This is a genomic window from Pseudoalteromonas sp. NZS100_1, from assembly GCF_015864285.1.
Taxonomy (GTDB): Bacteria; Pseudomonadota; Gammaproteobacteria; order Enterobacterales; family Alteromonadaceae; genus Pseudoalteromonas; species Pseudoalteromonas arctica.
The window spans coordinates 170,854-194,901 of the sequence record NZ_JADYXN010000005.1; the positions used below are offsets into that span (position 1 = coordinate 170,854).

Genomic DNA, 24,048 nt, shown 5'->3' on the forward strand with positions numbered 1-24,048 from the left:
AGCCCCGTTAGGGGCTTTTTTGTGTACTCAAAATATACTTATAAAGTGGTTATTTAAAAGCCCTCTAAAACAACTTTACCTTTAGCCGTTTGCGTTTCAAGATGCTGATGCGCTTTACGTAAATTAACGGCGTTAATAGTGCCTAAATGCTCACCAAATGTTGTTTTAATCAGGCCTTCGTCAATCATCGTCGCTACGTTATTTAAAATAACGTGTTGCTCTTGCATATCGTCTGTTTTAAATAATGAACGAGTAAACATAAGCTCCCAATGTACCGACACACATTTGGTTTTGAATGGCACAATATCAAGTGTTTCAGGGTCGTCAATCAGTGCAAACTTACCTTGTGGCTTAATCACTTTAACTATTTCAGGCAAGTGTTGAGCAGTGTTATTTAAACTAACGACATAATCTACTTCACCTAAATTTTTAGCTGCAAACTCTTCACTTAATAAATTACGGTGATTAATAATAGTATCGGCACCTAAATCCTCTAACCACGACGTGGTTTCGGCGCGAGACGCTGTAGCAATAATTTTAAGCTTAGTGCGCTGCTTTAACAATTGCACCATAATTGAGCCTACACCGCCGGCAGCACCAATCACTAAAATACTTTTAGAATCATCATTTTCAGCTACGTTTAATCTATCAAACAACAACTCCCATGCGGTAAGGCTAGTAAGAGGAAGCGCTGCGGCTTCAAAGTTAGATAACGTCGTTGGCATTTTACCTACAATACGCTCATCAACTAATTGAAACTGTGCATTACTACCTGAACGCGTTACATCGCCGGCATACCAAACTTTGTCGCCAGGTTTAAATAAAGACACATTTTCGCCAACAGATTTAACAACGCCTGTAGCATCAAAGCCAAGTACTTTGTATTCGCCTTCTGGCGCTGGCATTGATTCACGAATTTTAAAATCAGCCGGATTAACAGATACTGCTTTTACTTCCACTAAAATATCGTGGCCGTGTGCTGTTGGCATTTCAAGTTCGATGTCTTGAAGTGATAGCTCGTTTGAAACAGGTAAGTTTTGTTGATATCCAATTGCTTTCATGTGTTTTGCCTCTCGTCGTTTAATACGCTGTGTTAATGACGCTATTTTGGCTTTATTGACACAGTTAAAAAAGAGGTAAAAAACCCAATCATTATGGAAATAATATTCCACAATAGAAATTTTATAACAGCCCTCGTAATACACTTCGAAGCGCTTTAAACGCTTTTTGATTACTATGCCGCTGATGCTGTAATACATCAACATTAGCCAACCAACCCATTTCTTCAAACTCAAGAGGAAGTTTAACCAGCTCACCACTTTGTACTGCATCTAGAGCTACATGGTTTGGTAATAAGCACCACCCGTTACCTTGTATTGCTAGCTCGAGTAATACAAAGTAATTATCGGCATACCAAATCTCTGGGCTAATTTTTAGCTGAAAGCTGCTTGTTTGTGTATTGCGCGAACGAAGAAGAAGTTGTCTATGTAGCCGAAGACCATCCATATTCTCACATCTGATCCCCGCTAAAGGGTGCGACTTAGCAACATATAAATCAAATTTTACCGTTCCAATACATTCATAGTCTAAGTAACTCGGTATATTTAATTCACTAAAAATAATACCCGTCATAGGCTTTTCGCTGTTTAGCATGTCAATTATGTCATGGCTGGATGCACTTAAAAACTCAAGCGATACGTAAGGATACTTACTTTGCAGCTTGCTAATAATACTCGCGATAGTTTTAAACGGGATCCCTTCGTCAAGTGCGATAGTGATTTCGGTTGGTGTTTTTTCGTTTAGTGCTAATGCAGAGTTTGTTAATCGCTGGTGTTGATTAAGCACGGCCTTAGCCTGGGGTAGTAACTGTTTACCGGCTTCGGTTAATTGTGGATAGCGCCCTGTGCGCTCAAATAATGTCGCATTACAGTCTATTTCTAAATTAATAATATGCTGACTTACTACCGACTGCGCTTTACTTAAACTACGCGCTGCGGCCGAAAACGATCCAGCCTCAACGGTAGCTACAAATGCCTGAAGTTGTTCAATACTAAACATATCGCTTTTACCGATACTAGCTAACTAACATGTATCTTAATAATGAATGAAAATAACCGTCTCGTCATTCACTAAAGAACTTATTTATATATGAACACAGCAGAACGTATTTTTCAGGCCCTAATATTTGAGATGATTGCATTATTTATTATTGTTCCTGCATCTGTTTATTTTGGTGGGTTTGCAACAGGAAAAATGGCAATTGTAGGTATTGGTTTATCAATTTTTGCCATGTTGTGGAACTACATTTACAACATAGTGTTTGATAAAATAGTTGGGCATAACCGAATCGAGCGAGGTTTAGTAACCCGCATTACGCATGCATGTGGCTTTGAGCTGGGTATGTTAGTAATAACGCTGCCAATACTTGCTTGGTATTTAAATATTACATGGCTAGCCGCTACAGCATTAGAAGCTGGCTTTTTAGTTTTTATACTCATATACACGTATATTTTTAATGTGTTGTACGATAAGTACCAACCTTACAAAAGATGGGTTAATAAATCGCAATGTGCTTGATATTTTTAAGTTTATAAAAGCAACGCTGTGGAGTATTGAGATCGTTTTGGCAAAAGCGCAATGGCAATAAATAACGGTAAATGTGGCTTTTAATTAAACCAATTAGCACTGCTCAATTGACTAAGTAGTGCTAATTTACTATTTGTACTATTTACCGGCTAACTGTAATGGGGGTTTACAGTAACTTTTTGCTTTATATATTTAGCCCTTTCAATATGTTCCACACGCTCTCACCACTAGGATGAAGCGCAGCATGATACCGATACGCGTAATATGTAATAGGCACGTAATAATGCTTTTGACTACCTAATAACTAAGTTTAAAAACTTCGTTTTTAAACGCCAGCAAGCTGCGCTTATACAAATGCCCAACAATCAATGTACTTACTACTAAGCGTTGCTTAAAAATAAACCACACTGACTATAACTAGGTGTGCCAAGCAAATGGCACACCTATTTTGTTATGTGGGTATGGGGGCGTTTTCTGCAATAAGCTGTTTAGATTTCAATTCACTCCAAAATTCGCTTGGTATGGTAACTTTCATTGAGGCTACATTAGCTTTAATTTGCTCTGCCGTGCGTGCGCCAGGAATAATTGAGGATACCGTTGAAGGTGCCTCTGCGAATTGCAGTGCAGCTGTTTTAATATCAATCCCATGTTTAGATGCAATGTCGCTTATTGCATTAAACTTTTGCTGCATAGGCCCAGGAATTTTAGGTGAATAATTAAAGCGGTTACGACCGGCTAAAAAACCACCATTAAGCGGAGCACCAATGACTGCTGAAACACCTCGTTTATCAAGCATAGGAAAGGTTTTATCAAGTGCCTGCTTATGATCTAAAATTGAATATTGCAGCGCTAGTAAGCAAATATCAGGGTCTGACATATCAAGCGCTTTATAAATAGCATGAGGTGTATTTACTCCAAAACCCCAGCCTTTAATTATTCCTTCATCACGCATTTTAGTTAACTCAGGAATAGCCCCTTTTGCAGCCTGATCAAAATACTTAAGCCAATCATCTCCCATATCACTATTTTGCGGTGATAAATCGTGAATATAAACAATATCAAGTGAGGCGACACCAATACGATGTAACGTGTCTTCTATTGAACGACGCGTACCTGATGCAGAGTAATCATATTTATAATGAAAAGGTGAGTGATCAGCCCAATGCCAACTATTTTCTAGAGGCTCTGCTGAAGGGGTAAGAAGGCGACCTACTTTTGAGGATAAAACATAATCTTCATGCTTTTTGTTTCGAAGTAAATCACCGAAGCGCCTTTCACTTAAACTCAAGCCGTAAAAAGGTGACGTATCAAAATGACGAATACCAGAATCCCATGCTGCATTTAGCATTGTTAAAATTTCTGCATCGCTTGATATAGTATTAAAGCCATTCCCAGCGGCAAGACCGCCTAAGCCCATTCTGGATTCAGGCCGGTAATGCTTAGCGTTAGTAACATCGTTTGTGGGCAGAGCAGCGCTTTTATCTATTGATCCTTTAGTTTGCATAACACTGCCGTTAGACATTTTTACTTTTAATTGTTCAGCCAAAGCTGAAGCACTAAAAATAGAGCCTAAACTTAAAGCAGCGCCTGCTTTAATAAAATTTCTGCGAGATACCATGTAACTATTCTCCTTGAGTAAGGTTAAATATCTACGCTATAAACTAGTATAAATACCAACCAAACCCAAGCGAGAGGAAAGTAATAAATGTCAATACTTTCAATAAGATAGTTAAATCAACAAACGCTGAATGCGCACTTTAATTAACATTTTAGAATGATTATTTTCTTTACTCGTACAGTACTTTAATATGCACAAAATAGTGCACTTTAATAGCTTGATAAAAAAGCAAACTTCCAAATTGGTGCACGCCTTAATACTCATTTACACAACATAAAAATGGTTACATTTATTCAAGTGTAAAAATTAGTAAACAAAACCGGAATACATAAAAAGAGTGAATACCAAAGCTTAGTTAATCTCACTAGCAAAGCGATTGCGGTAACGCTTAGTTAATTTAACCGAGCGTAGCTGGTCGCTAATTAAAGTAAATATTGGTGAAGCGTTTGTTTTTACAGATTTGCCTTGGCCTATACGTCGTATTTGCCTTTTTACCAGTGCCATAGTGGCAAGCCCTGCGAGGGTTTTATCTTGCCAAGTAACACTGGGTAATACGGCTAGTTGCAGTGGCTCATTTTGCCATTTGTTTGGTAAATTTGGTTGGTATGCAAGCGCAGTGGCAATACCCACGAGGGCCACTCCACTTTCAATCACGTTGTTGGCAATAGATAAGCGACTAATGCCGCCGGTGGTCATTATTGGGATTGATGAGCGGTGGCTAATCGCTTTTGCAAACTCTAAAAAGTATGCTTCGCGGGCAAGTGTGCGTTCGTCACCTGTTTTACCTTGCATGGCAGGGGCTTCGTAGCTACCACCCGAAAGCTCTACAAAATCAACATTGAGTTCATTCAATAAATCCACTACAACTTGCGCGTCACTGGATTCGAACCCACCACGTTGAAAATCTGCAGAGTTTAACTTTACTGAAACCGAAAAGGTCGGGGAACAAACCGCTTTAATACTGCGGGTTATTTCGAGAAGTAAACGGGCTCTATTTTGTAAACTTCCCCCCCATTTATCGTCGCGCTTATTGGTAAGTGGCGATAAAAACTGGGCAAGTAAATAGCCATGCGCTGCATGTATTTGTACGCCATTAAAACCGGCTTTTTCGGCTTGTAGTGCAGTTTGTGTAAAGCGGGTAATAACATCGTCAATGTCGGTTTGCGTCATTGCCTTTGGTACGCCAAATAAGTGCGAGTGCTTACCCATATTAAGTGCAATACTTGACGCTGATAGAGCCTTTCCACCCATTTTTTTAAATACTTGCCTACCAGGGTGATTAATTTGCATCACCACTTTGCAATTATTTTGCTTTGATAAACGAGCAAGCTCGGCAAAGGCAGTAATATCGGTACTTTGCTCAAGCACAAGGCCACCAGGGCCTGTCATCGCTAAATGATCAACCATTACATTGCCAGTAATAATTAGCCCTGTACCGCCTTTAGCCCATGCGCTATAAACGTTTTTAAGTGCTTGGGAGGGTGTTTGGTCCTCTTGTGCTAGGTTTTCTTCCATAGCGGCTTTGGCAATACGATTTTTTAATACTAAACCACTTGGCAAGGTAAAGGAGGTAAACACAGGGTTGCGCATAATTATTGGCTAATTAAATTGACATTAAAACAACTATAACCTTAAAGTTAGCTTGAAGGTCAACCTACTAAGTTTATGTAAAGTGGAGTTATTATTAGTTATGAAAATAGGCGAACTTGCAAAACTTACCAACATACCTGCCAGCACTATTCGTTTTTACGAAAGCAAAGGGTTATTAACACCAACCACTCGCAGTGCTAATGGTTATAGGCTGTACACCCAACAAAACTTAGAAAAACTGCAATTAATTAAATTTTCACAAAGCTTGGGTTTTTCACTCAACGAAATACCTTTATTACGTAACGAAAACGGCGAGCTAAACCACACAGTAATAATCGAACGTTTAGAAAAAAAACAAAAAGAAGCTGACATTTTGATTGAGAAAATGCAGAAAAAGTCACAGCGTATTGGCAGTTTAACTGCGTTACTAAACTCTTATTGGGATAAAGGCGAATGCCTGCCAGAAAGTAAATTAAATGAATTACTAGAAGTGATGGATTACAAATAAACTAATACAGCTTATTCAGGGCCTGTTTATCTTTTGAGGTTAAATTTGCAGCAGACTGTTTGGTATTTAGGCAAGGCAGAGTCTATGTAGTGTGGTTATTCCCCATAAACAGACGATAACGTAGTATAAATGCCAAACATGCGCTGCCCTAAGGGTTCTGCCTAGGGGCAATTTACTCTTTGTAGCTCGGTTTTTACTTATTATTACATGGATGTAAGCCATTAGAATAACGCAGGAGCAGTTATCGAGCCCACTAAATTACAAACCTCGCGCCGCGATTAAATAGCCCCTAGATTGAACACATTTTATCCTGAAAGGTCAACAAGCCCCAGTAAGCTGTATTTTATTTATGTTACTTAAGCTTTTTAATGCCAATTAACACACAGATGGCACCGCCAATAATACCCGCCCATGCTTCTATTGGTGTATCACCACTAAATGCGCGGCTTAACTGCGAAGCCGCCGCATCATAAACGTCATATCCCCACATAATTAAAGCGATACCTATAACTATTAAAACAATACCTATAATCTTATTATTCATAAACACCTCTGGTTTCTAACGTACATTATTTAACATACTTAATTGAAAACACTTAATAAATCTAATCAAGCTCTAGCTGCGCACGTTCAACGCTCTCACTAGGTAACTCTTTTTGTACCGATACACCAAGCTCTTTAAACTCTGATGCTTGTTTAATTAAATTACCTTTACCGCGGTATAATTGCGAGAACGCTTTGTCGTAACTTTCTTTCGCTTTATCAAGCTGCTTACCAACGCCTTCCATACTTAATAAAAAACCATTGAGCTTGTTATAAAAACGCTCAGCCCGATTTGCCAGCTCTTTTGAGTATTTGGTTTGCTCTTCAAAACGCCAAAGCTGTTTAACAATATTTAAACTAGTAAGCAGGGTAGTAGGTGTAGCTACCAGTATATTTTTTTCGATTGCTTGTTGGTAAATATCACTTTGATATTTAAGTGCTTCTACAAAAGCTGATTCTATTGGTACAAACATAACCACAACTTCAGGCGAATTAAGCCCTGGTAAACGGTCGTACGATTTACTCGCAAGCTCATTAATACGTGCTGTAACGGCGTTTACATGCTCTTTAATTGCTTGATTAGCATCTAGCTCATTTTCAGCGTTCACATAGCGTGTATAAGCATTTAATGATGTTTTAGCATCAATGACTAAGTGGCGGCCTTGTGGTAAGTAAACAACTACATCAGGGCGTAAGCGGCCATCTTCAGTGTTAAACGACACTTCGCGCTTATAATCAACGCCAGCACGTAAGCCAGCGCTATCTAAGACGTTTTCGAGCATGAGTTCGCCCCAATTGCCTTGGGTTTTCTTTTGCCCTTGTAACGCGTTGCTGAGCTTGTCGGCTTGATCTGTTATAGCTTGGCTTTTAGCTTGCAAATGCAATAGCTCGGTTTTAAGCGCGGTTCGTTGTTTTATGTCTTCAACATGTATTGATTCCATTTTTTCTCTAAAGCCTTTTAACTCGCCTTGAACCGGTTTTAATAATTGTTCAATGCTTTCTTGATTTAAGGTTTTAAAGCTTTGTGATTTTTCTTCTAGAATCTTATTGGCTAGGTTTTCAAATTCTTTTTTGAGCATATTTTTACTTTGCTCAATTTGCGCGAGTTGCTCGGTAAAGCTTTGTTGTTTTTGCTCGAGGGTAGTGCGCATATTATTATATTCAACATCGCGTTGATTATATTGCTCACGAAGCGCTGCAAGCTCGCCTTCGGCTTTACGCCAAAAGTGATTGTATTGAATGCTTTGTTTTTCTTGTTCGCTAAAACGCGTTTTAAAATGCTGGGCTTCATCGCGCTGTTCTTGGTGAGTATGTTCTAGCAGTTCGTGATCTTCTTGCAAGGCACTATATTGCAGCTCTTTATTATCAAATTGATTTTGTAATAGGGAAAGCTGTTGCTGCTGTTCGCTTATTTGTAGATGTAGCTTTTTGCGAAGCTGTGTTGATACAACGCCGTAAAATACAACGCCTAACGCAACACCAGCACCGGCGCTTAGCCAATCAATATTAGTGAGTACTTGAGTGAGCATAAAATAAACTTATAAAATTTAGAGACATGCCATCATAACCAATAACACGCAATAGAAGTAGGGGAGCAAAGAAATTACAGACATAAAAAAACCAGCTCAAAATAAGCTGGTCAAATATTACTAAATTAAGTAATCAAAGGGAAAATCAACATGTGCCCGAGTAAGCTGCAACTTAAATACATAATCACCAAAATAACTAATATTACTGGGTGAGGCTATATAACAACAGGCATTAGAGTAGACCGGAAAACAAAATAATTAATTCAAATTAATTTACGAAAGATCATTTATTTTTATTCGGGTTGATTTAAACAAATCAAATTATGCGCATAAAAAAAGCCAGTTCAAAATGAACTGGCTTAATCATTACTAAAATTAGTAATCAAATAGGGGGAAATCAACATAAAACCTGTATTAACTGCAATTAATCAACAAGCATAATAGTAGACGCCGCTCTTTGAATTAAGTTCATAAAAAGATCAAAACTTTTAAAATAAAATTGAATGCTAAATTTAGGCATAAAAAAAGCCAACTCAAAATGGGCTGGCTCAATCATTACTAAAATTAGTAACTAAATGGGGGGAATCAACATGAAAACTTGTATTAACTGCAATTAATCAACAAGCATAATAGTAGACGTCCGTTTTTTAATTAAGTTCATAAAAAAGTAAAAACTTTTAAAATAAGTGCCGAACGCTAAATTTTAGGCATAAAAAAAGCCAACTCAAAATGGGCTGGCTTAATCATTACTAAAATTAGTAACTAAATGGGGAATCAACATGATGCTTGTGCTAACTGCAATTAACCAACAAGCATAATAGTAGACGTCCGCTTTTTAATTAAGTTCATAAAAAGATCAAAACTTTTTAAATCAATTTAGTTTTTAATTAGCGATAACATTTGTTGTTCATCAAACTTTGTAAAGCTCATTGATTTATCAGTAAATAACGCATCTACAAGGGCCTGTTTGTCTTGTTGCATTTTAAATACTTTTTGCTCTATTGAATTACTCATTATGAGCTTATACACAAATACAGGGTTAGTTTGGCCAATACGGTAAGCTCTATCAGTCGCTTGTTTTTCTACAGCAGGGTTCCACCATGGATCAAAGTGAATAACTGTATCGGCTTGTGTAAGGTTAAGGCCTGTACCGCCAGCTTTTAAGCTAATTAAAAACACTGATGTTTTACCACTGGTAAACTCGTCGATTACTTTATCGCGGTGGCGCGTTTGGCCTGTAAGCATACTAAAGTTAATGTTTATTTCTTCGAGGCGTTGGGCTATTAAATCAAGTGCCGATGTGAACTGACTAAATATAATAATTTTACGACCGAGACTTAACATAAGCGGTAAGTGTGTTGTTAACCATTCAAGCTTAGCAGAGCCTGCTTGAGTGTCTGGATCTATTAATTTAGGGTGGCAACAAATTTGCCTTAACTTTAAAAGTGCCTCTAAAAATGCAAGTTTACTTTTTTGTGCGCCTTGTTCGGCAAATAAGTCTATTAGCTTCTCTTCTAATGAACGTGTAATACCTTGATACATTTCTTTTTGCTTAGGCTCAAACTCAAACTCTTTAGTTAGCTCTGTTTTTTCAGGCAGCTCTTGCGCTACTTGTGCTTTAGTGCGGCGCATTATAAAAGGCATAATTAACGCTTTTAACTGCTCAGCTCTCTCCATATCAGCTTCACGCTCAATAGGCGTTTGAAAGTGCTGCTTAAAGTGGGCTTGAGACCCAAGTAACGATGGCATAGCAAAATCGAGTAACGATTTAAGCTCAAGTAAATTATTCTCGATTGGAGTACCACTTAAACAAAGTTTAAAGTCGGCATTTAAGCGTTTAACTAATCGCGAAACCTGTGCGGTATCGTTTTTAATGTATTGTGCTTCGTCGAGGATTATATTTTCAAAATATAATGGCGAATAATATGCAATATCACGCTTTAAAAGTGGATATGTAGTAAGTATACACTGCGCTTGCGCTAAGTGCTGTAAAGGATCGTTACGATTTGAACCAAAAATAGTGGTGACTTTTAAGCTTTTAGCAAACTTAATAATTTCGTTTTCCCAGTTACTCACCAAACTAGTTGGACACACTATAAGTGTAGGGCCTGCTTGCGGGCGGTTAAATGTACTGGCTAAAAATGCAATAACTTGCAAGGTTTTACCCAGGCCCATGTCATCAGCTAAAATACCACCTAATTGGTGACGTTTTAAAAAGCTAAGCCAGTCAACACCTTGCTGTTGGTACTCACGAAGTGTTACTGAGTCATTTAAGCCATGTAATGAAACCTTAGTAATTGCTTTATCGGGACTATTTAGCTCTTGTAAGTATAGCTCTAATGAGTCGTCGTGAAGCTCTACGTTTATAGCAGTGTGCTTTACTAATTCAGGTAAATACGAAAGCGGAATATTAAATTCGTCTCGTGTTTTTACAAATTCAAAACGCTCTTTAAATTCATTTAATAAGTTAATTGCTGACTTATTGATAACCCCAAATTCACGACCAAGCGGATAGTAGTAAAATAGTTCACTTTGGCGATTTAATGACTGATATAGCGGGTCAGTATTAGTAAACAACAGCGATGCTTTAGCATCACATAGCAATACTTTGCAGTGCATTTGATGCCCTGCTGCGCGGTGTACATGTAAACTAACTTCACACTGCGGATTAGGACTCGTTACTTTACTTACACTTACTTGCCAACCACGTTGCTTAAAGCCAGGGAATACTTCGTATATTAGCCAATGCAAATGGATTGAAGACTGCTTTGTAAATACCAGTTCACTTTGTAAACCCCCTTTACAAAATTCAAATCCTAAGTTAATTAGTTCGTTAGTTACAGTATTTTCAAATGCACTATTAATCGTACTTGCAGGTGCTGCACCTGCTAAATAGTTTTTATTTTTATACTTAAATAACAACGAAAGAGATAAACCTTGATCGCCCATAGTTACTTTTAAAACAGCATTACTAGAGATTTTAGGCAATGTTGGCTGTAAATTAGTAGGGTGGGGTATTACACCTGCACCAAAGTTATCGGCAAGCTGCTTGTATATTCTATCAAAATTAGCGTCATGCAAAGCAGGCATAGTTTGTAAATGTGCTATTTCGTCTGCACTCAATGGGGTGCGAAGACGGCCCGCTTTTAAATGATCTAAATCGAGGTAAGTAGGTGGTGTTGTTTTTAATAAAGCCCAGTTTTGTGTTTGCTCAAGCTTAATAACTAATTGTGAGAGATCTTTATCTTGCTCCCAACTAAAACTTAATGCTTGGCCAGATTGCGCTTTAATTGGTACTCGAGAACGCTGGAAAAACAGGCGTTCTGTAGCTATCAACTGTTGTAAGGCACTAAAACCCCACTGGCCTTTTAGCTCAATACTTCCCACTGCATTTTGTGAGCGTATCCAACTAAATAATCTAAAATCACTTTCGAGTAAGTCACTCGGCGTTACAAAACTATTTAACTGCTGCTCAGTCAGGTTTCGACCTAGCGTGTAATTCTTTTTAGTCTCAACATTCGCTATTTTAGGTGTTAAGAATACTTTGTTATTTTCAATATCTAATACAAATAATAATACTTGCGATGGCGTGTTTTGATCACCACTTTTAAGTGCGCTTAATTCGCTAAACCAGTCATTAATAAAATAATCTTCGCCATATTCACCAGAGTGCTCTATTTTGAGCTTAAATAAAATAGCAGCTAAGTGTCGGCATTTAGTTTTTGCATTACACGTACAATGCGTATCAACAGAATAGCCAGTTGGTACTTTACTGATCTCAATACGTTGGTTAAACGATGATCCATTATCCACTTGTACAGTAGAGTCGACTACAGAAAAATTAGGGGTGTGTTCTAGCCAAGTGATTTGACCTTTCTTGTAATATTCTTTGCCTTTATCTAAAACATTTTCACGGAAAAGTTTTTTGATAAAGCGTTCAGACAGAGGAAACTGGGTAGCCTGCTCATTTTTAATTTCTTCAAAAATAGCCATTAAATCATTTTTTGATAAGTTAGCAGACATGTCACTCTAAGCATTAAATTTTAAAAATAATCCTGCCAGTATATGCCTTATATGCTCTGAGCTAAAGCACTATTAACAAGATATAAACTGGTTGGAGCTGATAACTTAGTAAAAAATCGGTTTGTAAGTAAAAATAAGCATCCAATTTTACAAAATAATATTTAAAACAACTGCAATGGTAGAAGTTACATATAGTTAGAAACATAAAAGTAGGCATTACAGATCACGATTTTACTAACAATAATAATAAATGAAGGAATGTAGCTAAAAAGAGGAGATTAGTTAGTAAAAAAGTGATCTTGAAGAAGGAATATGATTATTTAAAGAGGAAATAGGCTAGTAAAGATCAGATTTTTACTAACAAAACAATCTGCCAGATCACTATTTAACTAAGTAAATATGCCTGACAGATCATTATTTAACTAACTAATTAAAGGCACTTAATAACTTAGTTAATTGCTCTAAGCGCTTGTCTGTCATTACTTTATTATCAATTTTGATAGAGACATCACCGCTTTTTAAATTGCGTTGTACCGATATGAAGTTATTTTCTAGTACAGCTTCGCGCTTAACAGCTACTTGTGGCTCTGAAGTTAGGCATCTAGTGATCGCCATTGCACGCTTGTCGTCGCTTGTAATCGCATTTAACTCTTCATCACTAGCAAGGGCACTAACAAGTTGATTAAACGCCTCTTCGTCTCGCTCCTTTGCGCTAACAAGCTTTTTAGCGACTTCGCGACCTACGTGATTAGCAGTAGGGTAAAGCGCAATGACATCAGCAGGAATTTGCTCATAAGCTTTAATTGCATCTGCAATTGCAGTATGCGATACACCTTCTACCGCGGCAATCTCTCTGTAAGATCCTTTTTTACCTTGCTCAATAAGCTCATTTTTAGTTTGTTGGTATGCTTGGCCAAGCTCCCATAAACTAGGAGCAATGTATTGATCTGAAGATACCGCTAAAATTTTTGCATCTTGATCAGTAAAATCGCTTGAACTAAGTACTAAATAATCTGCGTTACCTAAAATACAGGCCATACGACGACGTGAACCTGCCAGAACTAAACTTTTGTCACCTTGATCCCAAAGTAGGGCAGGATGTTGATTTCGACCATCCTCACGAATTGCAGGAAGAATGTCTGATACTGACTTTTCGTTTAGAAGTGCCTGTACACGACGATTTTTGCCATATACACCAGTGGTAGATTCAATATCAGCATGTGCGATCACTTTACAAACAAGCGTAATTTGACGAGCAGGGTCACTCGGTGCAGGCATTCTAATTACATCGCCAGCATTGGCTTGTTCTAGTAATGCATCAAGACTACTGCTGCCTACAGCAGTTGCAAATGGATCTAAGCGGGTGTCATTTTTACGTTTTTTAGCCATTTTTATTTAACATCCTTACTTAGGGGTATTGAGTGTTGATTGAGTTGACTGCCAATTTGAACGAATAAGCATTTCTAGCTCATCGACCACATCTTTAATATTTTCTTGAGCGCGCATTAATGACTCACGACTTGCTAAGCTGTCTGATGCTTTTTGATCAAAAATAGTGTTGAAAGACGATGAACTAGCGGTAATCGCGGAGCTGTGATTGATTGGGTAGCTCATTACTTGGCGACCAAATGCACTACGAACATCTTTGACGATATCGCGCTGTGAGTGATTACCTTTCACATAGTTGGTCACTAAAAATTGCATAAAGTCCCAGCCCTCATGGCCAAGTGCTGCAACTGTATGGTAAATCTCACCTAGTCGTTTTAAATATTTGTTATTAGCATCAAAATCTACAGCTTCCGGATGAACAGGAATAAGCATCGCAGTAGAGGCCATTAATGCATTATAAAACATAAAGTTAAGGGTAGGTGCTGTGTCAATTAAGATAATATCAAACTCGTCTTTAACAGGATCAATTACTTTCTCAAGTAACTTGTGGTAATGGCGAGTTTGCTCATAATTTGAGGTATCTTTGAGCAATGTTGCCGTTTCGTGCTCAAAGTAAAAGTCATCCATACCCGATGGTAATACACGAATATTTGGGATATGCGTTGGTAAAAATGAGTTAGACACAAATTCAGGCCATGTTTCACCCTCGTCTAAATCTATGCAATCACGCATTAAATCACCAACAGTAATCGGGTCGTGCTCACTTGAAGGAAAAAAGCTTGAAGAAGAGCCTTGTGGGTCTAAATCTATAATACCAATGCGATAGCGTTTAATATTTGTAGTTGCAAGCGCTGCCGCTATATTAACCATACTGGTAGTTTTACCGCAGCCGCCTTTGAGAGAATTAATTACAATAACTTGCAGTTTGTCATCACCAGTACGATGATCTGGTTTAATGTCCATTATATCGGCCATAGCAAAAATATTTACTAATGTGTAAGCATAGTGACCGTTAGCACCGCGTTTTATGTTTAAATCATCGAAGTCGCCATTATCATGACGTCTTTTTAAAGTACGATTATTACAACCTAATAAATCAGCAGCTGCTTTTTGTGTATACGTTCTTAATTCTTTTTCTTCTGATTTAAGATGGGCACGGTAGTGCTGAATACGTCCTTCTAATGATTTTTCAGCAACTTCAGCTGTGGCTTTCAAAAGCCGATAGGTACTTAATGCGTTATTGTTGATAGACATACTTTCTTCCTCAAAGTTAGGCAGTTAGTATAATGTCCATTCAAATAGCTGTAAACAACTATTTAAGACGACATGCATTTTAAAAACAAGACATCTAAAAATATTTTTACACCTTTAATATTGCTTAGTATAAATAAAGAAGTTTAAAGGTGGTTAAATATATAAGGTAATAAAGGTTAAGGGTGTAAAATTAGCACATAACATTATGATTTATATGAATAATGTTTAAAAAAGCAGATCAGGTTTATACTTGGTTAAGATCAGATCTTTATCTACCTGCGGATCAGCTTTTTACTAAGGTCTATTTTAAATATAGAGTTATACACAGGTTACGCATGAAGTTATGAACAAAAAGAGCCCTGCAGATCAGTTTTTTACTAAGTAAATTATAAAGTTATACACTAGTCGCAACATAAAAATACGCTTTTAATTAGTATAGATCTGATCTGTACTTGGTACAGATCAGATCTATTCTAACTCGATAAGGCTTTATCCACAGGGGAATATATTTTTTGGTGTATTTGTCGTGCTTAATTTTAAAATTAAGCCATTGTAATGGACAAAATAACAGCTGAGTTAGTAAAAATTAGATTTGTGATAGTCCAGTTAGTATAAATATGATCTGAAATCGTAAGTAATGTACATCACTTAGTATAATAGTGATCCAAACGTTTTATTTAAAGTCAGATCACTTTTATACTAACTTAAACATTTAACTTTTGTTGCTTAATGTGTTGTTATTAGCTGTCGCAATAAAAATGGAAATAAGAACAATGAGCCGAAAGGTCAACATCTCGGTAGATAACTTGCCCGATACACTTAGGGGCCAAATCCACGGGGTGGAAAGTGCAATAGATAACGAAAGTTTAGCACTATTTACAGACAACAAAGACGTGCGAATTTCTATTGAAAATGCAGCACATGGATTACGTGCATATTCAAACACGTTTAATCACTATGATTTGTGGGGACGCTTTGTTCGCTCGGGCTATAAAAAATTGCCACTTGAAGAAGCGCCTAAAAAAACAATTATTACGCGTAAAATATCTGAAAAAGTAGATGGTATTTTGTACGATGGCGAAATAAAAATAACGCCAGCTGTTGTAAGTACACGCAAAGATGGCGAAGATGTTGAATACCTTGTTTGGCCATCAGATAGAGAAGAAAAAGTAGAGCGAGCACTTATTCGTTTAGCTTCTAAAGGCAAAATAGTTAAAATTAATTTTAAATCCGGTATTCAATACGCGGTTGTTTTTTCTATGAACGAATTAGCACAAGAGCTCAAAGCGGTAGGGCAGTCAATGCCATATCCTGCAATAAAAGAGTCACTTGAAGCATTGCAAGGTTCTAAACTTTCATTTAAATATTCGGCAACAGATACTAAAAATTCTGATATAGATGATTCGTTTTACGAGTCAAACATGAACTTTTTATCGTCACTGCATTTTAGTGGCAAAAAAGGTCAGGGTGGCAATGTAAAATGCGTCGCCTGTTTAAATGCATTTGTTCATAACATGATTGATAACCTTGAATACAAAGGGTATTACTTTAATAGCGCACAAGAATTAAAACGTGGATTATCGCGTTGGATGATGCTTCGTTTGTATCACCTTTGGCGTTATGCAGCACCAGGTAAAACGTACCATTTTAGATTACTTTCTATTATGGAAAAATACGGATCTATTTATTCAACTGATGATATTACCGAAAATAAATTAAAAGCACTTCGTCGTGATATGACCACCACAATGAAAGATTTGATTGAAAAAGGTGCAATATCAGAATACAGCATTACAAACGTTAAAGATGACAAAACCGGTAACATTATCGATTACACATACGAAATGCACCCGTCTGATCAGTTTTGCGATGAAATACTTACATTGAACAAACACAATAAACGCATTGAAATCCAAGGCGGTAAACGCATTGTTGAAAATGCCGTGCTGATTGATGAAGATAAAATTGAAGAAATAGTAGAAAAATAATAACCGTCATTTTAAATACTGTACGCATAACTAAAAAGGCCACACTATGTGGCCTTTTTAACATAATGACTACCGCTCAACCTGTTCTAAATATAACCTATCAACCAAAAAATCATACTCGCGCTTACGAGGGTGAGTATCGGGTTTTTGATAATCAGGTAATATACCTAATTTTACGTCTGGTTCTGGATTAATCAGAATAAAGGGTAATGCAGCACTCACATGATAGCGATTTTGCGCTGTGTATCTCACATTAACCTGTGGACTCACTCTAGTAGGGCGGCGAATTCTAAGTTTTTCCTTTTCGCCTAAACTAGCAACCCGTAATTGTTCTTGAGCTACAAGTGATTGCCATTTTTGTTGATCTATCATTCTTGGATTTCGATAACTGGCCGATTTGTCGAGCATTTCGAGAGCCATTTTTTTAGTCAGCGTTTTAGTTGCGTGTTTGTGCATCCAAGTAAACCTAACCGAAAATGGCGATTCGCTTTCACTATGAATTTTACGATACGCAGCTAGCGTTATTAAATTTGGTATAGCATTGTGAACTGCTTCAAATCGAGCATCGTTGCTATCAATAGCTAAAATACATTCTTTAAACGTAGCTTTAGCTTTATTTACTTGAGCTATACGATTATTTAAAGCTTGTTTATCTGCATTTTTAATAACGAGCAAACCAGGGTGCCTTTTTAAAACACGACTGCTTAATCCTGATTTTTTATACATGTCTGAAAAAGAGTTTAGGATTGATTTTTGAGCAGGTACTCCAGTGATTTTAGAAACAAGTATAGATTCTGGAACTTTACTCTCATCGAAACTACTTACATCTGGTAATTGATAATATTCCGCTTTGGTGAATTCACACTCTTTTAGTTCTTCAATCAACCTTAAAGTTAATTCGTTCATTAAATCAAACTGACTTCTAATTTGTACCTTAGTTACCATTACACACCTCAAAGAACACATCTTACTAGCCTTATGTTATAACATGCACTTTGCTTTGTCTAAATTAATAATTAACAGCACTCGGTGATTATACTTACATTATAACTAAAATAAGTATGATGTGTTCTTTATAGTGAGAATATATATACTAAGAAAGATTGAAACTCCTTACTAATTTATATGACATTGGAGTATTAAAAAGGCTAATACGCCAAGTACTAGATTATCTACGTAGTTGGTGATAAAACTAAGTTTAGAAAAATGAGTTAAGCGGAGTTATATAATTTTCATATATTTATCTAACAGTCTTAGTATTTATAATTACTGACTCATATTACACCGTGTTGGCAGTACGGTGATCAGCCTAAAGGTTGCAATGACTACAAATGCTTTTTGATATCAGTTCCTCTTTAAGGATACTTCAAGCAGTAGGGGCTTTAATCATGATGAATTGTAAATTAGCACTATCACTTTGAAGAGAAAACTTAATGGCCTACCACACCTTTAAGTTGTGGCACTTATGAATATAGTCCTGCATACGAGTGCTATACAAGACTATGCGTCTAGGATTTAAAGCGCAGATAAATGATTACCACAAACGCTCTTATCATACATTAAGGTCTGCACATAGCACTTGATAGCTATTAATTAATTATCCGCGTAAAGTTAAGATTACAGAAGCCGCTATTTAAGTATGATGTGTTCCCAGTAAAATTACGTATAACATACCCTTATGTACTATTTATTCTCAATGCGTTAAAATTGTAAATAGTTAGCTCTAAACGCATGTATTTAAACACTTTAGTTTCTTCGAAATAAAACTAAAGTGTATGTTATATAACCACCTAGGTTAAGTAAGATTACTTTTATACTTAACTCATAACTAAATAATTGGAAAATAGTGAATTTAGTCCTTGAACATAGGGGCCTGCATACGTTAATTTCTTCTTATCAGGTAATGTAGGAATGAGGAAAAATTATGCAATCGTGGAACCCAAATAGCTGGAGAGAGCTGCCAATACTGCAGCAGCCACAGTACCCGGATCAAGAAATACTTAAATCAGTTGAAGGCCAATTAAAGACGGCTCCGCCTTTGGTTTTTGCTGAAGAAACAAGAAGCTTATTTAAACAACTTGAAGACGTGTGCGAAGGTCGTGCATTTTTACTTCAAGGTGGTGACTGTGCAGAATCATTTAGTGACTTTAATGCTGCTAACATTCGCGATACATTCAAAACAATCTTACAGATGGCTGTTGTATTAACTTACGGCGGTAAATGCCCTGTAGTTAAAATAGCGCGCATGGCTGGTCAATACGCTAAACCTCGTTCAGCAGACTTAGAAACAATTAATGGCGTGTCTTTACCATCTTACCGTGGCGACATTATTAATAATATCGAGTTTACAGAAGAAGCACGTATACCCGATCCACAACGCTTAATGACTGCATACCATCATAGTGCCGCTACGTTAAACTTATTACGTGCTTTTGCACAAGGTGGCCTTGCCGATCTTCACCAGGTAAATCGTTGGAACATGGGCTTTGTTGCTGCAAATCCACTTAAAGAAAAATACCAACAACTTGCTGATAAAATTCAAGACGCACTAGAGTTTATGGAAGTGTGCGGAATTAACTCTACAATTGCGCCAAGCTTAAAAGAAACCGATTTATACACTTCTCACGAAGCGTTATTACTTGGTTACGAAGAGGCGCTTACTCGTCGCGACCACTTATCTGGTGATTGGTACGATTGTTCTGCTCACTTTGTTTGGATTGGTGAACGTACTCGTCAACTAGACCATGCGCATATTGAGTTTTTCAAAGGCATTAAAAACCCAATTGGTGTTAAAGTTGGCCCAGGTATGGACCCAGATGACCTAATTCGTTTAATTGATGCATTAAACCCAGATAACATTCCTGGTCGTTTAACGCTAATTACGCGTATGGGTGCAGATATACTTCCTGAAAAACTTCCAGCACTAGTAAGAAGAGTTCAACAAGAAGGCCGTAAAGTAATTTGGAGCTCAGATCCAATGCACGGTAACACTGAAAAAGCGACATCAGGTTACAAAACACGTAACTTCGACAATATTATGCGCGAGATCAGTCAGTTCTTCGCTGTACACAAAGCTGAAGGTTCATACGCAGGTGGTGTTCACCTAGAGATGACAGGCCAGCACGTTACAGAGTGTACTGGCGGTGCTTACGGTTTATCTGACGATGACCTAGCACAGCGTTACAAAACTCAGTGTGATCCACGCCTTAACGCCGACCAAGTATTAGAGTTAGGCTTTTTAGTAGCTGATTTACTAAAAGACGCACGTAAATAATATTTATTGATACAAAAAAAAACCGCTTAGTTGCGGTTTTTTTATTTCTTTGATGAGTAAGTTAGTACTTACGTCGCTCCAAGTCTGTTTCTATCAATATTTTTGCAGATATTTCTTCAACAGAATGATGCGTAGAATTAAAGTAAGCAATTTTATGACGCTTATACAACATTTCCACTTCGCGGACCTCAATGCGACACTGTTTAATTGAAGCATACTTAGAGTTCGCCATACGTCGATGCCTAATAGCCGCAAGTCTCTCAGGGTCAATCGTCAGTCCAAATAACTTATGTTTGTAAGGGACTAAACATTTAGGCAAACCTTCATTATCTAAATCTTCTTCTGTAATAGGGTAGTTAGCCGCTTTGATGCCGTACTGCAGTGCTAAGTATAAGCTTGTGGGTGTTTTACCACTTCTGCTAACACCAATTAAAATGATGTCTGCTTCAGAAAAGTTTTTAATATTTCCGCCATCATCATTCATAAGTGCATAGTTAACCGCATCAATTCTAAAATCATAACTTTTTTCGTGGATAGAATGCGTACGATGCATTTTAGGAACTGGGGCTACATTGAGTTCTTTTTCTATTTTTTCGCTATATGTAGTTAAAAAGTCATACGTGACTGCATCAGCCGATTTTATAATTTCACTTAAATTGTGGTTAACAAAAGTAAAAAAAACAAATGGCTTTTCGCCTGTTTTTGCAGCGGTTGCATTAATTAATGCTTTAATTTCGTGCGCTTTCTCTTCAGTTTCTACAAATGGAATTGTTTTATGATTAAAATCGATAGGAAACAACGACAAAGTCGCATGCCCAAATACCTCTGAAGTAATAGCGGTTCCATCTGATATATAAAAAGCAGTTCTCATAATTAACCTTTTTATTGCGTTTAAATCCCTAAAATGGGTTTCTCACGGTTTACGTGAGGACTATTGCCAGTGTAGAATGATGATGACCTTTATAAAAGGTTTTCTTTCTTAACTCTCACAGTTAGACCTACAATTTGTTTTTTTTGGAGAAAGATCCGTGCAAGAATACGTTCTCTGGTATCAAGAGCTTGGTATGCAAGATGTTCCTCGAGTTGGCGGTAAAAACGCTTCACTTGGCGAAATGATTTCAAACCTAGCAAACGCTGGTGTACAAGTACCGGGTGGTTTCGCAACTACCGCAGATGCTTTTAATGAGTTTTTAGATCAATCAGGACTCACAGCAAAAATTCACAACATTCTAGATACACTCGATGTTGATGATGTAAATACACTCGCTAAAGTCGGTGCCGACATCCGCCAATGGATAATCGACACACCATTCCAACCAAACCTAGATCAAGCCATTCGCGACGCATATAGCCAACTTCATGGCGATACTGCAGCAGATGTATCATTCGCAGTACGTTCATCAGCTACCGCTGAAGATATGCCAGATGCATCATTCGCAGGCCAGCAAGAAACTTTCCTTAACGTTGTTGGTATCGATTCAGTCATGGTCGCTATTAAACACGTATTTGCTTCATTATTTAACGACCGTGCAATCTCATATCGAGTTCACCAAGGTTACGATCACCGTGGTGTGGCCCTATCAGCGGGTATTCAGCGCATGGTACGTTCAGATAAATCAGCATCTGGCGTAATGTTTAGCATTGATACAGAGTCAGGTTTTGAAGACGTTGTATTTATTACATCAAGCTACGGCTTAGGTGAAATGGTTGTACAGGGCGCAGTTAACCCTGATGAGTTTTATGTTCATAAACCAACACTCCTTAAAAATAAACCTTCAGTAGTACGTCGTAACATTGGTTCTAAAGCCATTCAAATGATTTACTCAGAAGATAAAGCACACGGTAAGCAAGTAGACATCGTTGATGTTGCCCCTGAGCTTTCAAATAAATTTTCGATTACAGATGAAGAAGTGCAAGAACTTGCCAAGCAAGCTGTAATCATCGAAAAACATTACGGTCGTCCTATGGACATCGAATGGGCAAAAGACGGTAACGACGGCAAACTATATATAGTTCAAGCACGTCCAGAAACTGTACGCTCAAACGAAGACTCTAACGTAATGGAACGCTTTCAATTAAATGGTACAAGCAACGTTGTTGTTGAAGGCCGTGCAATTGGTCATAAAATTGGTAGCGGTGTTGTTCGTGTTCTTGATTCAATCAAAGAAATGGATCAGGTACAAGTAGGCGACATTTTAGTAACCGATATGACCGACCCTGATTGGGAACCAATCATGAAACGTGCTGCAGCGATTGTTACAAATCGTGGTGGACGTACGTGTCACGCGGCAATCATTGCACGCGAACTTGGTATTCCGGCAGTTGTAGGGTGTGGTAACGCAACTGATTTAATTAAAGCGGGACAAGAAGTCACTGTATCGTGCGCCGAAGGCGATACCGGCTTTATTTACGAAGGTATTTTAGATTTTGAAATACTAACGTCACGCGTTGATAAAATGCCAGAACTTCCAATGAAAGTTATGATGAACGTAGGTAACCCCGATCGTGCATTTGACTTTGCACGCTTACCGCATGCAGGTGTTGGCCTTGCGCGAGTTGAATTTATTATCAACCGTATGATTGGCGTTCATCCTAAAGCGTTATTAAATTTTGATGCTCAAACAGATGCATTAAAAGCAGAAATTACTGACATGATTGCCGGTTACGAATCACCAGTAGAGTTTTACATAACAAAACTGGTTGAAGGTATTTCTACTCTAGGGTGTGCATTTGCACCAGAGCGTGTAATTGTTCGTATGTCTGATTTTAAATCAAACGAATACGCAAACCTAGTTGGTGGCCAGCAATACGAGCCAGAAGAAGAAAACCCAATGATTGGTTTTCGTGGTGCCGCACGTTATATCTCTGAAGACTTCCGCGATTGTTTTGCACTAGAATGTGAAGCTATAAAACGCGTAAGAAATGACATGGATATGGCTAACATAGAAATCATGATCCCATTCGTACGTACCCTTGAAGAAGGCAAACGCGTAATTGAATTACTAGAAGAACATGGCCTTAAACGCGGCGATAATGGTCTTAAAGTAATCATGATGTGTGAGCTACCTTCAAATGCATTACTTGCAGATGAATTCTTAGAAATGTTTGATGGTTTTTCTATCGGCTCTAACGATTTAACACAGTTAACGCTTGGTCTTGACCGTGATTCTGGTTTAATCGCACATTTATTTGATGAGCGTGACCCTGCAATTAAAAAGCTACTTTCTATGGCAATTAGAACAGCTAAAGCAAAAGGAAAGTACGTAGGTATTTGTGGCCAAGGTCCTTCAGATCATGAAGACTTTGCAGCATGGTTAGTAGAGCAGGGTATTGACTCTGTTTCACTAAATCCAGATACAGTAATAGAAACATGGTTATACCTAGCTAAAAAATTAGCAAAGTAATAAATAGGTAAGCTATAAATATGTAAGCTATAAAAATGCCAGCCATGTATTGCTGGCATTTTTTATGCTCAATTAAAAGTGAATTAACGGGCTAATTTTTTATCTAAATAAGCACATGATTTAGTTAACGCCTTTTGACAAAATGATAAGTAATGTCGGACTTTAGGATAGTAAAACGAAAAACACAATAAACCCGCCATAAAAAATATAAGTGAAGGCTAAGGGCGTGTTGATCTTTGTGGATTGAAATTTGTTCAATCTAGGGGCGATTTAATCGCGGCGCGAGGTTTGTAACCTAGTGGGCTAAGTAAAAACCGAGCAACAAAGAGTTAATCGTCCCTA

General features: G+C 37.6%; 16 protein-coding genes. 5 read left to right on the top strand and 11 right to left on the bottom strand.

Going from position 1 to position 24,048, the window contains the following annotated elements:
• Nucleotides 1-53 precede the first annotated feature (53 nt).
• Nucleotides 54-1,061 (bottom strand): zinc-binding alcohol dehydrogenase family protein, encoded by a 1,008-nt coding sequence (locus I6F66_RS05490; RefSeq protein WP_166376679.1) that lies wholly within the window; start codon nt 1,059-1,061, stop codon nt 54-56.
• Between the two features lie 121 nt (nt 1,062-1,182).
• Entirely contained in the window at nt 1,183-2,058 is an 876-nt protein-coding gene (locus tag I6F66_RS05495) for a LysR family transcriptional regulator (RefSeq protein ID WP_197159927.1), read from the bottom strand.
• A gap of 90 nt (nt 2,059-2,148) precedes the next feature.
• Between I6F66_RS05495 and I6F66_RS05500 the strand changes: the two genes are divergently transcribed.
• Nucleotides 2,149-2,577, top strand: a complete 429-nt coding sequence (locus I6F66_RS05500; protein WP_165727937.1) for a PACE efflux transporter — start codon at nt 2,149-2,151, stop codon at nt 2,575-2,577.
• A 460-nt stretch (nt 2,578-3,037) separates the two neighbouring features.
• On the opposite strand, the gene I6F66_RS05505 is transcribed toward I6F66_RS05500, so the two are convergent.
• On the bottom strand, nt 3,038-4,204 hold the full coding sequence (locus tag I6F66_RS05505) for an aldo/keto reductase (protein WP_165727938.1): 1,167 nt from the start codon (nt 4,202-4,204) through the stop codon (nt 3,038-3,040).
• A gap of 351 nt (nt 4,205-4,555) precedes the next feature.
• A complete protein-coding gene (locus I6F66_RS05510; RefSeq protein ID WP_165727939.1) occupies nt 4,556-5,794 on the bottom strand; it encodes an NADH:flavin oxidoreductase/NADH oxidase family protein in 1,239 nt (412 codons plus the stop codon).
• 100 nt (nt 5,795-5,894) lie between these two features.
• Between I6F66_RS05510 and I6F66_RS05515 the strand changes: the two genes are divergently transcribed.
• Complete coding sequence (locus tag I6F66_RS05515) at nt 5,895-6,302, top strand: MerR family transcriptional regulator (protein WP_165739552.1); 408 nt, start codon at nt 5,895-5,897, stop codon at nt 6,300-6,302.
• A 352-nt stretch (nt 6,303-6,654) separates the two neighbouring features.
• On the opposite strand, the gene I6F66_RS05520 is transcribed toward I6F66_RS05515, so the two are convergent.
• The 5 genes from I6F66_RS05520 to I6F66_RS05540 all read right to left on the bottom strand — a co-directional run bounded on the left by I6F66_RS05520 (nt 6,655) and on the right by I6F66_RS05540 (nt 15,040).
• A complete protein-coding gene (locus I6F66_RS05520) occupies nt 6,655-6,846 on the bottom strand; it encodes a DUF3185 family protein (RefSeq protein WP_007583678.1) in 192 nt (63 codons plus the stop codon).
• Nucleotides 6,847-6,907: 61 nt separating this feature from the next.
• A complete protein-coding gene (gene rmuC, locus I6F66_RS05525) occupies nt 6,908-8,374 on the bottom strand; it encodes a DNA recombination protein RmuC (protein WP_007583680.1) in 1,467 nt (488 codons plus the stop codon).
• Nucleotides 8,375-9,250: 876 nt separating this feature from the next.
• Complete coding sequence (locus tag I6F66_RS05530) at nt 9,251-12,397, bottom strand: DEAD/DEAH box helicase (RefSeq protein ID WP_197139433.1); 3,147 nt, start codon at nt 12,395-12,397, stop codon at nt 9,251-9,253.
• 426 nt (nt 12,398-12,823) lie between these two features.
• Nucleotides 12,824-13,786, bottom strand: coding sequence for a transcriptional regulator (locus I6F66_RS05535; RefSeq protein WP_165727943.1), 963 nt, complete (start codon nt 13,784-13,786; stop codon nt 12,824-12,826).
• 15 nt (nt 13,787-13,801) lie between these two features.
• A complete protein-coding gene (locus tag I6F66_RS05540; protein WP_007583176.1) occupies nt 13,802-15,040 on the bottom strand; it encodes an AAA family ATPase in 1,239 nt (412 codons plus the stop codon).
• A gap of 773 nt (nt 15,041-15,813) precedes the next feature.
• On the opposite strand from I6F66_RS05540, the gene I6F66_RS05545 reads away from it, so the two are divergent.
• Nucleotides 15,814-17,028 (top strand): hypothetical protein, encoded by a 1,215-nt coding sequence (locus I6F66_RS05545; RefSeq protein ID WP_024591590.1) that lies wholly within the window; start codon nt 15,814-15,816, stop codon nt 17,026-17,028.
• A gap of 69 nt (nt 17,029-17,097) precedes the next feature.
• Here the strand turns inward: I6F66_RS05545 and I6F66_RS05550 are convergent, their stop codons facing one another.
• Nucleotides 17,098-17,973 (bottom strand): DNA replication terminus site-binding protein, encoded by an 876-nt coding sequence (locus I6F66_RS05550; RefSeq protein WP_197208878.1) that lies wholly within the window; start codon nt 17,971-17,973, stop codon nt 17,098-17,100.
• Between the two features lie 979 nt (nt 17,974-18,952).
• Here I6F66_RS05550 and I6F66_RS05555 point away from each other — a divergent pair.
• The gene (locus I6F66_RS05555; protein WP_165727946.1) at nt 18,953-20,302 is read left to right on the top strand and encodes a class II 3-deoxy-7-phosphoheptulonate synthase; all 1,350 of its coding nucleotides are present in this window, start codon (nt 18,953-18,955) and stop codon (nt 20,300-20,302) included.
• 61 nt (nt 20,303-20,363) lie between these two features.
• Here the strand turns inward: I6F66_RS05555 and I6F66_RS05560 are convergent, their stop codons facing one another.
• Nucleotides 20,364-21,173, bottom strand: coding sequence for a pyruvate, water dikinase regulatory protein (locus I6F66_RS05560; protein ID WP_007583184.1), 810 nt, complete (start codon nt 21,171-21,173; stop codon nt 20,364-20,366).
• Nucleotides 21,174-21,330: 157 nt separating this feature from the next.
• Here I6F66_RS05560 and ppsA point away from each other — a divergent pair, with 157 nt between their 5' ends.
• On the top strand, nt 21,331-23,706 hold the full coding sequence (gene ppsA / locus I6F66_RS05565; RefSeq protein WP_165741102.1) for a phosphoenolpyruvate synthase: 2,376 nt from the start codon (nt 21,331-21,333) through the stop codon (nt 23,704-23,706).
• The last annotated feature ends 342 nt before the right edge of the window (nt 23,707-24,048 follow it).

What these genes read in the sequence shown, in the direction of transcription:
- I6F66_RS05490 (WP_166376679.1), bottom strand. Translation starts at nt 1,061, where the DNA reads ATGAAAGCAATTGGATATCAACAAAACTTACCTGTTTCAAACGAGCTA.
- I6F66_RS05495 (WP_197159927.1), bottom strand. Translation starts at nt 2,058, where the DNA reads ATGTTTAGTATTGAACAACTTCAGGCATTTGTAGCTACCGTTGAGGCT.
- I6F66_RS05500 (WP_165727937.1), top strand. Translation starts at nt 2,149, where the DNA reads ATGAACACAGCAGAACGTATTTTTCAGGCCCTAATATTTGAGATGATT.
- I6F66_RS05505 (WP_165727938.1), bottom strand. Translation starts at nt 4,204, where the DNA reads ATGGTATCTCGCAGAAATTTTATTAAAGCAGGCGCTGCTTTAAGTTTA.
- I6F66_RS05510 (WP_165727939.1), bottom strand. Translation starts at nt 5,794, where the DNA reads ATGCGCAACCCTGTGTTTACCTCCTTTACCTTGCCAAGTGGTTTAGTA.
- I6F66_RS05515 (WP_165739552.1), top strand. Translation starts at nt 5,895, where the DNA reads ATGAAAATAGGCGAACTTGCAAAACTTACCAACATACCTGCCAGCACT.
- I6F66_RS05520 (WP_007583678.1), bottom strand. Translation starts at nt 6,846, where the DNA reads ATGAATAATAAGATTATAGGTATTGTTTTAATAGTTATAGGTATCGCT.
- rmuC (WP_007583680.1), bottom strand. Translation starts at nt 8,374, where the DNA reads ATGCTCACTCAAGTACTCACTAATATTGATTGGCTAAGCGCCGGTGCT.
- I6F66_RS05530 (WP_197139433.1), bottom strand. Translation starts at nt 12,397, where the DNA reads ATGTCTGCTAACTTATCAAAAAATGATTTAATGGCTATTTTTGAAGAA.
- I6F66_RS05535 (WP_165727943.1), bottom strand. Translation starts at nt 13,786, where the DNA reads ATGGCTAAAAAACGTAAAAATGACACCCGCTTAGATCCATTTGCAACT.
- I6F66_RS05540 (WP_007583176.1), bottom strand. Translation starts at nt 15,040, where the DNA reads ATGTCTATCAACAATAACGCATTAAGTACCTATCGGCTTTTGAAAGCC.
- I6F66_RS05545 (WP_024591590.1), top strand. Translation starts at nt 15,814, where the DNA reads ATGAGCCGAAAGGTCAACATCTCGGTAGATAACTTGCCCGATACACTT.
- I6F66_RS05550 (WP_197208878.1), bottom strand. Translation starts at nt 17,973, where the DNA reads ATGGTAACTAAGGTACAAATTAGAAGTCAGTTTGATTTAATGAACGAA.
- I6F66_RS05555 (WP_165727946.1), top strand. Translation starts at nt 18,953, where the DNA reads ATGCAATCGTGGAACCCAAATAGCTGGAGAGAGCTGCCAATACTGCAG.
- I6F66_RS05560 (WP_007583184.1), bottom strand. Translation starts at nt 21,173, where the DNA reads ATGAGAACTGCTTTTTATATATCAGATGGAACCGCTATTACTTCAGAG.